The 7,826-nt window shown below is 72.2% G+C and carries 9 protein-coding genes and 1 pseudogene; all 10 read right to left on the reverse strand.

What is annotated here, in order from left to right:
• Positions 1-175: 175 nt before the first annotated feature.
• Positions 176-445: a hypothetical protein gene (locus HNR07_RS34165; protein ID WP_184373198.1), complete on the reverse strand. Its 270-nt coding sequence runs from the start codon at positions 443-445 to the stop codon at positions 176-178.
• Positions 446-800: 355 nt separating this feature from the next.
• Entirely contained in the window at positions 801-1,190 is a 390-nt protein-coding gene (locus HNR07_RS34170; protein WP_184373200.1) for a GNAT family N-acetyltransferase, read from the reverse strand.
• Positions 1,191-1,236: 46 nt separating this feature from the next.
• Positions 1,237-1,446, reverse strand: a pseudogene (locus HNR07_RS34175) (DUF4158 domain-containing protein); the annotation flags it as partial.
• A 173-nt stretch (positions 1,447-1,619) separates the two neighbouring features.
• Positions 1,620-1,805 carry a hypothetical protein gene (locus HNR07_RS34180; RefSeq protein WP_184373202.1) on the reverse strand — a complete coding sequence of 62 codons (186 nt, stop codon included), beginning with the start codon at positions 1,803-1,805 and terminating at the stop codon, positions 1,620-1,622.
• Between the two features lie 223 nt (positions 1,806-2,028).
• Positions 2,029-4,233: an FtsK/SpoIIIE domain-containing protein gene (locus HNR07_RS35775; protein WP_184373204.1), complete on the reverse strand. Its 2,205-nt coding sequence runs from the start codon at positions 4,231-4,233 to the stop codon at positions 2,029-2,031.
• Positions 4,234-4,313: 80 nt separating this feature from the next.
• A complete protein-coding gene (locus HNR07_RS34190) occupies positions 4,314-5,996 on the reverse strand; it encodes a hypothetical protein (RefSeq protein WP_184373206.1) in 1,683 nt (560 codons plus the stop codon).
• Positions 5,997-6,010: 14 nt separating this feature from the next.
• Complete coding sequence (locus tag HNR07_RS34195) at positions 6,011-6,199, reverse strand: hypothetical protein (RefSeq protein ID WP_184373208.1); 189 nt, start codon at positions 6,197-6,199, stop codon at positions 6,011-6,013.
• Positions 6,199-6,402 carry a hypothetical protein gene (locus HNR07_RS34200; RefSeq protein ID WP_184373210.1) on the reverse strand — a complete coding sequence of 68 codons (204 nt, stop codon included), beginning with the start codon at positions 6,400-6,402 and terminating at the stop codon, positions 6,199-6,201. The genes HNR07_RS34195 and HNR07_RS34200 overlap by 1 nt, the downstream gene beginning before the upstream one ends.
• Positions 6,402-6,836: an RRQRL motif-containing zinc-binding protein gene (locus HNR07_RS34205; RefSeq protein ID WP_184373212.1), complete on the reverse strand. Its 435-nt coding sequence runs from the start codon at positions 6,834-6,836 to the stop codon at positions 6,402-6,404. Before HNR07_RS34205 ends, HNR07_RS34200 begins: the two co-directional genes overlap by 1 nt.
• 203 nt (positions 6,837-7,039) lie before the next feature.
• A partial coding sequence (locus tag HNR07_RS34210; RefSeq protein WP_184373214.1) for a helix-turn-helix domain-containing protein occupies positions 7,040-7,826 on the reverse strand: 787 nt, incomplete at its 5' end.

A 7,826-nucleotide genomic window follows, 5' to 3' on the forward strand; every position in this document is an offset into this window, starting at 1 on the left:
ACGAGGGGCAATCGGGCGTGCAGGTTTCTACACACCTGCCGTTTCACCGGCTGGCCAATACACCGGTGTACCGGCTAACCGGTGTGCCCGACCTTGAGGAGCACGTCGGACTTCGGAAGCGTCCTTCCGAACGGCTGCCCTCGGCGGCGATCTCGGAATGCGACTTCCGACCTCGTCAGCCTTGGTGTTCCCGGAGTCGTTCACGCAGCGCCAGGGCGAGCTCTTCCACGCGGACTTTGCCCGGCCCTGCGGGGGTGGCGACGGCGACGGCCTCCAGGACTTCCAGCACGTCCTCAGCCTCCGAGCGGGACAGGAGTGCTGGCGTTCCGGCGGGGACGGCCAGGCGCTCGTCGTCGACGACCTCGGCGTCGTGGATGTGGTGGGCGGCGGCCGCCGCGACCCACCGGCTCCCGCGAGGACCGAGTCCTCCCTTGCGCTGCCCCACCGTGTGCCCCCACCTAGTACTTCGCTCAGGACCTTCAGTCTGCTCACACCCCACCCACCAGCGCAGCCAGACCAGCGATCCCAGTACACCGAACACACTCCTCAGTGATCGAAAAGCACACTCAGGACATCCAATAAAGTCACTGACGGATTACACCTAGGCACCATTGGCTCTCACGGGACGCACAGCCCGGTCCGGACGGGGTTCCGGCGCCTGGGTGCGGGGTCGAGCACGTCCTGTGGGCGCCGGGTTCTCGTCCGGGTTGGGGTGTCGGTAAGGAGCGTGTCACCAGGTGCCAAGTAACCCGTGAGTAGTTTCGCGGTCGACGACCGCGGTTTCGAAGCTACTCACGCGCTCAGCCCAGCATGCGGTGGAAGAACCGTTCCTCGCCCTCGGAGACGATCGACGCGGGCAGGGCCAGCAGCGGTTGCAGCGGCTCCCCCAGGTCCAGCACGGTGAAGCGCTGGCGCCGGTAGAACGGCTCCAGGTTCCTCTCGGCGGTGAACTGCCCGTACATCACGTGGAAGCCGCTCTGCTCGTACAACTGGACGCCGCGTTTGACCAGGGCCGCCCCGATCCCCCGGCCGCGGTGGGCGGGGTCCACCGCCAGCCCTTTGAGCTTGGTGATGACCAGCATCAGCGCCAAGCCCTGGACCTCGTTGACCCGGCGCACCTGGGCCAGGAAACGGCCCGGCGGGATCATCAGGGCACAGCCGAGGACCTGCCCTGTGCGGTCGGTGGCCACCAGCAGGGCCGACAGGCCCGCGAGGGGGTCGACCTCGCGGCCGCCCAGCTTGCCTGGCCACGTGGACGACGGCGTTGTCGGGCACCTCGCCGCGGCCGCGCGGGAACCGGCCGCGCCAGAGCAGGAAGCGCAGGGTCACCGCGAACCCGAGCCGGGTCGCCCCGGACTTGTTCCGCAGCAGCTTCAACTCGTCGGCGGTGAGGGTGAAGGCGTCGAGGAGTTCGTCCAGGTCCAGATCCCGTGCCATCCGACCGTCCCCTGCCCGCTCGTGTCCTTGGCCGGGCGGTGCGCCCGGCTATCCACGATCTTCCGGGGCCCTGGGGCTGGTTGTCCGGCGAACCCGTAAGTTACTCGCGGGTTACTTGGCACCTGGTGACACGCTCCTTACCGACACCCCAGGTGCGGGGAGGGCAGGGCCAGCGCCCGGGGTCAGATGAGGTTCGCGATCAGCAGGCCGACACCGATCCCGGCCAGGGCGCCGATGATGACCAGAGCGGGCCCGATCGGCTCTTCGCCGCACCGGAGCGCCTCGCGTACCTCCGCGATGTAGATGGCGGCGATCACGGCCGCCGTGATCGCTCCGGTGCCGATCGTGGGCGGCCAGTCGATGTCCACCAGCAGGACCCCTCTTCCGTGTCGTGGGAGAGCCTCCAGAGGGCCTCTGGAGGGGGTGTGTCGGCCTGCCGTTACAACACCGCGTAACCGCAGGCCAGACGGCGTTACGGGTCGCTGTTACGGGGCCGTCTCGACCCCCGTTACAGGGGTGCGTTACGGAGCCCGTTACGAGCCTCGTAACGGGCTCCGTAACGCACCCCTGTAACGGCTTCTCGTAACGGGGTCACTCGTCCGCGTCGATGCCTGCGGGCACCTCCAGCTCGCCGCTGAGAATGCGCTCGCGGGCCACCTGGAGCGCCTCGCGGGTATAGCCGCGCTCCGGCTTGGCACCGGTGTGCCAGCGCTCCGGCTTGGGCAGCTCCTCGACCTCCAGCGCCCGCATCCGGGCCCGGACCGTGGGCCGCGACCACCGCAGCTCGGTGGCGATGTCCACCACCGCCGCCCCCTTGGCCCCTTCGGCGGCGGCCAGGTCCAGGGCCGCCTGGAGCACGCGCGGCACCGAGCCCTGGCCGTCCTGGTTACCCAGGGTCAGCCCGTGGGTGAGCGCGGCGAAGGTCGCGTCCACCTCCGACTCGTCGGGGCCGTTCTTCTTGCGCTCGATCTCCTGGCGCTTCTTGCGGATCGACTCGCCCAGACCGGAGAGCATGTCCCCCAGCGGACCAGGAGCCGTGGTGCCCTTCGGGGTGTCCTTGGGTGCGGCCGGGCGCGGCGGCTCCGCAGCCGGAGCGGGGCCGGCGCCCTTCTTCGACCCCGTGGTCTTGCCCAGGCCGGGCAGCCATCCGGCCTTGCGGGCCCGCTGCCACCGGTCCATGTACACCCCGGGGCGGACCCGCACGGTCACGTCATCCAGCTCCGGGCGCCAGGAGGCGGTGGCCTCGGCGACCTGGTCCGCGCTGTCGGGGTCGGCGAACAGCCCGCGGAACAGGCGGGGGCTCTCCGCTGCGTCGTGGCGGATGAGCCCGTAGCCCTCAGCGGGCATCTCCGAGGCGGAGGGCAGCTTGGACTTCCACCCGAAGAGGTAGTTCAGGTCCTCCTCCTCGTTGACGCGCAGCCCGATCCGGTTTTGCATCTGGGCCATCAGGGGCCGGGGGATGGAGTCCGAGACCGCCCGCAGCGAGCAGACCATCGGGCGGATGGAGGCGGCCCGGGAGCGGTCCGAGAGCTGGCGCAGCTTCTCCTTCAGCTCCGGCGAGAGTGAGGCGGTCTCGTCGGTGACGATCTGGATGTGCGGCACCGCGCTGCTCGAGGGGACCTTGGTGTCGTTGGTCTGCCGCATCAGGTCGGTGTAGCCGATCTTGCGGGTCTCGATCGCGGCCAGGGCGAAGTCGAGCATGTGGTGCATCTCGGCCTCGTCCACGGCGACCCAGTCGATCGCCGGGCGGGTAGCGCGTCCTTCCACCCAAGGGCGCAGGTAGGGCTCGAATACCCCGCCGCCGTTGGGGTCGATGCCCCACACGATCACGTCGTCGCAGCGCAGCAGGGACGCCATGACCGCCGCGAGCTGGGCGGACTTGCCGGACCCGGTGGCGCCGATGAGCACCGTGGACTTCCACTTCATGTCCAGGGTGCTCGTCGTTCCGTCGCGGTAGACGCCGTTGAGGATGCCGTCGTAGATGGAGCGGCGCGTGTAGTCGCCCGGGTAGTGGATGGTCTTTTCCAGGGCGTTGACCGTGTTGATGAACAGCTCGAAGGTGCGCCGCGACTCGGGCAGGCCGGCAACCTCGACTCCGCACCCGGCGGGCAGGTCGGCGTCATCGGCGAGCTTGGCCGTGTTGCGGTTCAGGGCCTCCAGCCCCGCAGATGGGGGGAGTTTGCCCTTGACCGTGTACCCGGTCTCCCAGATCTCGTCGGGGTTGGTGGGGTGCGGGTTTTTCCACTCGCGGATGTCGGTGACCACGGTGCCCTTGATCGAGCACACCCGGTCGATGCGCCGCTCCCAGGCCACCGCCAGGTCCAGGCGCTCCTTGGCCTCGACCTCCGCGCTCTTGCGGTCCTGAGCGGAGATCTCCCAGGCCTGGGAGGCCGGACGCAGCAGCGCTGAGGCCACCACCCCGGCCCCCAGCACCCCCAGCAGGTCCGCCGACCACGGCCCCCCGGCGGCCAGGGCCAGGGACGTCCACCCCGCGAACCCCGCCCACCGGCCCGGCCGGTACAGCTTCGACAGCGCGGGCAGCTTGGTCGCGGCCGCCTTGGTGTAGGCGGCCGTGGCGCCGATCGCGCCCACCGCGGCCGGAGCCCACACCGGCAGCCCCACCTCGGGCAGGGAGCCGACCGTGGCCGCGGCCAACGACAGCGAGGCGGCGTTGGCCGCCGACAGCCACGGTCCCTGGGCGTGCGACCAGCGGCGCCGCGCCTCCTCGGCGGCCTGCCGCTCCTTCTTCGACGTCTTCTTCTTGGCCTGCTTGGGGGCCGGGGTCTCGATCGACATGCGCTTTCTCCTTCAGCAACGAGGCGGGGCCCGCGACCAACTGCTGCTGGTCGCGGGCCCCGAAAAGGGGGTGGTGGGGGTTAGCTGTCGCGGCGGCTGCGGTCCCAGCGCTCGGCGTGCGGGCGGCGGTCCTCCAACAGCTCCAGCTCCTTTTCGTGCGCGGCGCGGAACAGGCCCGGCAGCTCGTCGGAGACGTCGGCGACCTGGTGCACGGCCGCGCTGATCTGGTGCATGAACTCCACGACAGCCGGGTCCAGCGGCTGCTCCCCCTCAGCGGAGGAGGACATCTGCCCCAGGCCGTGGCCGATCCGGCGCAGGATCTGCGGCAGCGCGATCAGCCCCTGCTCGTAGGTGAGCATGTGCACGTCAGCGCCACCGAACGCGGCCAGGGCGGCCTGCATCTCGTCGGCGGCGGTCTCGGCGCGGATGATCTCGCCGGGCTTCTTCGACATGGGGTGTCCTTCCAACTCTGTGCCGGATGCTCCGGCTCCGATCGCCAGGGGACGCCTGGCGCTGCTCAACTCGCCCGGGGTGCGGGCGGAGGTTCCGATGACCCGGCCGGTGATGACCCGCCGGGGGGCCGACCGGCGACGGGAGGGCCCCAGCGCCGCGACCGCCAGGGCGGAGGCGGCGGCCGAAGCCGACGACATGGGCCCGTAGCGCTCATCACCACGGATGCGCCCCCACAGGCGCCCCCACCACCCGGCCAGGGAGTGCCAAAACGCTGTGGTGCGCAGGCGGCGGGCGCGTTTGCGCATGTAGTCGCGGGTGCGCTCCGAGGCCCGCCGGAACCGCACCCGCCCGCGTCGGGTGCGGGGGTGGTTCCAGCCCCGCCGCACCGCGCCGAACGCACCCCGCAACGGGCGGCGCCCGGAGGCGCGGGTGGGCATGGCCGGATCCGAGATCGCGGTGACCCGCCCAAAGGGGCGGCGGCGGGCCGCCCCGAACAACCCGCGCGCCCCGGACCGGCCACCGCCCCGGGCTCCGGCCCGGTGAGCCCCACCCGAGCGGCCAGGACCGAACAACGACCCGCCGCCGCTGGAGCGGCCACCCGCCAGGCCGCCGCGCGAGGCCGACCCGGCCCCGCCCCACCGACCACCCGAGGCGCCACCCGAACGGCCGGCCAGGCCGCCCGCAGAACCCCCGGACCGGCCCAACAGGCCCGCCCCGCCGCCGGAGCGGCCACCGGCCAGGGCACCGCCCCGACCCGCACCGCCACCGGAGCGGGATCCGAACAGCCCGGAGCGACCCCCCGCACCAGAGGCGCCCGAGCGTGCACGGCCGGCCAACCCGCCAACACCACCGGCCAGCCCCCGGCCCCGGCCCGGGCCGCCGCCCAGGGCGCCGCGGCCACCCGGCCCCGCGCCCCGCACCAGCGACCGGAAACCCCGCCGCCCGGGTTCGACCCCGCCCCGCAGGGCGGCCCGCTCACGCCGATCGCGCCGCTCCCGAGCGCCTTTGGCCAGGTAGGCGGCCGTGCCCACGGTGGCCACCGCCCCCACCGCCAACAGCCCGGCCACCCCGGCCGCCCCGTAGGCCAGCCCGCCCGTGGTGGCGATGTTGGACCCGGCCAGCTCCAGCAGCGGCGGCAGCGGCGGCGGCCCCGCCTCCTCTTCTTCGTCCTGCTGGGCCTGGCCCAGGGTGGCGGCCTGCTCGGGGGTCAGCTCCTCGGCCGGGGTCACCGCGGTGGCGGAGGTCTTCTCGGTCTCGTCCAGGGCGGGCAGCGGCTCCGCCTCAGGGATGTCCACATCGTTGCTGCTCACGTCATCCCTCCGGGTCAGAACAGGTTGGTCAGGGTCGGGGTCAGAGCGGAGGCGAAGGCGCCCAGGGCGTCCGCGCCGGACACGACCAGGCCGACCGCGCCGGTGATGAGCCCGGCCACGGACTCCGGGGCGCGGAAGAACCACAGGACAACGGCACCGATCAGGCCCCAGGTGATGATCTGGGCCAGGCATCCACGAAGCATCAGGACTCTCCTTGCAGGTCGAACAGCGCGGGTTGCGCCGGGGAGGTGGTGGGAAGGTGTTCGGCCAGGTGCTCATCGGCCTGGTCTTGGGCCATCTGCTGGGTGCGCAGCACGTAGCCGGTCCACCCGCAGGTGCACACCGGCCAGTGCAGGACCCATCCGGGGACCGGCTGCGGCCGGATCTGGATCAGGTGGTGGCCCATCAGGCGGCCACCGCCAGAACGTGTTCGAACCCCTCGGGGGCCTCGATCTGCTCGCACCCGAACGGGGGCGGGCACCGGCGGCCGTTGCCGGTGGGCAGGTAGAGGTCCCACAAACGCCCGCAGGCGGTGCAGGTGTGCCGGGCCAGGTGCGCGCGGGCCAGGGCGCGTTCCTGGGCCGGGGTCAGCGGGCGGACCGGGCGGGCCAGCGAGCGCCGGTACAGGGCCGCGGTGCGCACCCCGGACCGGTTCCCGGCCCGGTTGGACCGCCACATGATCTGAGCGGCCACCTCCAGCCCGGCGGTGGACAGGCCCTCGCGTCGGAGCTGCGATTTCGTCGCCAGATCGGAGTCGAAGACTGCGCTCCATCCCCAGGGGTAGGTGGGGACGCCGTATCGAGATCCGGCAGGGTCCAAGAAGCGGGCTGAGGCGGCCAAGGTGTTCTCCTTCCTGCGTTGTGGGTGCTGTCGTAGGTGGGCCGGGGCGGGCACGCACACGCGGACACTGAAGGTCACGCGGTTCTGGCCACGCCCGGGACCGGAGTAGTGCGAAGACCCCTGCAACGGCGAGTTGCAGGGGTCTTCGCACCCGCCGGAGCGGGGCGCCGGCCCCCGCGTTCGCGGGGGCCGGGTCTTGCGGGTTAGGGGTTGCGGTGCTCCAAGCCCAGCGCCGCACGGGCGGCCTTGGCCTCAGAGCGGGTCAGGTGCAGGTCCGCCGCCATCGGGCGGGTCTGCACGTCCTGGCCGTGCGCCTCGATGTAGGCGGCGACGCGCTCTTGGACGCGCTGGTCCATCGCGGCGGCCGTGACGCCCTGGTCGGTGAGGTAGCCGCGCACGGTGCGCTTGTCCCGGCGCATCTGCGCCGCGATCTCCTGCGCGCTCCAGCCCTGCTCCCACAGGGCCAGGGCGTCCGTCCGGCGCTGCTCAGCGGCCTCCGAGGCCGCCCGCACCGCCGGAGCGTTCACCGGCTCCACCTCGTGTTCTGCCTGGTCAGACCCAGCAGAACCGGCCTCGGTCTCCTCTTCGGACTCCGGAGCGTGTTCGGCCTGGTCAGACACAGCAGAACCGTTCTGGTCGCCGCCTGTGTTCTCGGGGAGTTCTCGCAGGTCAGACCGTGCAGAACCGCCCTTCGAGTCGGTCAGGGAGGCGGCGTCGTCCGGGAACGGGTTGATCGAGGTCTCCATGTCCGCGATCACGTCCACCACCTGGCGGCGGGTGTCCTCGTGCGCCAGCAGCGCCTCCAGCACCGCCGACAGCTCGCTCTCGCCCACCGGGGGCCGCCCCGACTCGGGCGTCTCCGTCGCGGCCTGCCAGGGGATGTCGGCGCCGGAAGCGACCCGGCGCCGCTCCTCCAGCACGTCGGTCACACCAGGGCTGGCCATGTTCGCGGCGATGATCGCTGAGGACTGGAGGCTGTAGGCCCAGCCC

Source organism: Nocardiopsis metallicus, from assembly GCF_014201115.1.
Taxonomy (GTDB): Bacteria; Actinomycetota; Actinomycetes; order Streptosporangiales; family Streptosporangiaceae; genus Nocardiopsis; species Nocardiopsis metallicus.